Raw genomic sequence first — 1058 nt, 5'->3', positions numbered from 1 at the left:
CCGGAGCCGGCCGGCGGATCGCCCGCGCTGATCCCCCGGCAGCGTGAATCGGAGCCCGGCCCGCGGCCGACCACCGCTGACCGGCTCGCCGTGACCGCCGGTCAATGACGCGCGGGACGGCAATTGTCGGGGCCCCGACAGAACAACCGGCGGGCGGCGGGTCACTAAGGGTGGCGTGCACCAGAGAGGATGCGTATGTGCACACCCGCGAGATACCTGAGCACATTCTCGATCAGCTGCTGGTCAGCGTCGTGTTCTACGAGGCCGAGCTGACCCTGGAGCACTCGGAGCCGGGCACCACGGCGGTGCTCGGTGACTCGTTCGGTTCGGTGTTCACCTGGCTGTGGCGGGAGAACCCGGCCAAGGCCACGGTGCTGATCGCCGACTTCGTGGCTGAGCTGCGGTTCTACCACCACAACGCCAACCGGGCGCTCGGCCTGGAGGAGGTGCTGCGCGGCCTGCCGGCCTGCCTGCGCGGCGTCTCCGCCGACGAGGTACGGGCGATGCAGGAGCAGCTGCGCAACGACGTGCCGCAGTACGTCAGCCTCGACGAGACCAGAAAGATGACCTAGGCGAAGCCGCGAACAAAAGCCGGCGCCGACGTGACCCAGTGCGCCGGCTCGGGCCGAGAGCCCCGAGCTCGGTCTCGCGAGACAGCCGGCCGGGCAGAGACCGGTGCGGACCAGGACCGTCAGACCGGCCCACTCAGCCGAACCGACCTCCACCCAGCCGACCGCCACCTGCTACGGCGCCGTCCGGCACGATCTGGACCTGCACAACACCGTGCTGGACCTGATCAAGTCCATGTGTTTCCACACCGGTGGGGTCCTGCGGCTGCAGGGAATCGGGCCGGGTCTCGTGACCGCGGTTCCGGGGTCGCTGGTGTCCCGGAACTATGAGGCCGGCGTGGTCGACCTGCGGTTCGTCAGGCCGGGAACGGTCACCGTGCGCATCCCGCAGGATGAGCAGACCTACACGATCACGGTCGTGGTAATCAGCTAGCTCACGGCGAGGACGGACAGGTCCGGGCTGCGGACGCGGCGCGGCTGGGCGGCAGG

At 69.6% G+C, this 1058-nt stretch carries 2 protein-coding genes; both read left to right on the top strand.

Annotated elements, in window-relative coordinates; translation table 11 throughout:
* Positions 1 to 197 precede the first annotated feature (197 nt).
* Positions 198 to 572, top strand: a complete 375-nt coding sequence (locus AB0C29_RS50055; RefSeq protein WP_360835658.1) for a hypothetical protein — start codon at positions 198 to 200, stop codon at positions 570 to 572.
* Between the two features lie 103 nt (positions 573 to 675).
* Positions 676 to 1002, top strand: a complete 327-nt coding sequence (locus AB0C29_RS50050) for a hypothetical protein (RefSeq protein ID WP_360835656.1) — start codon at positions 676 to 678, stop codon at positions 1000 to 1002.
* Positions 1003 to 1058 lie beyond the last annotated feature (56 nt).

Source organism: Actinoplanes sp. NPDC048791, assembly GCF_040650095.1.
GTDB lineage: Bacteria > Actinomycetota > Actinomycetes > Mycobacteriales > Micromonosporaceae > Actinoplanes.
This window is presented reverse-complemented; position numbering and strand designations above follow the sequence as displayed.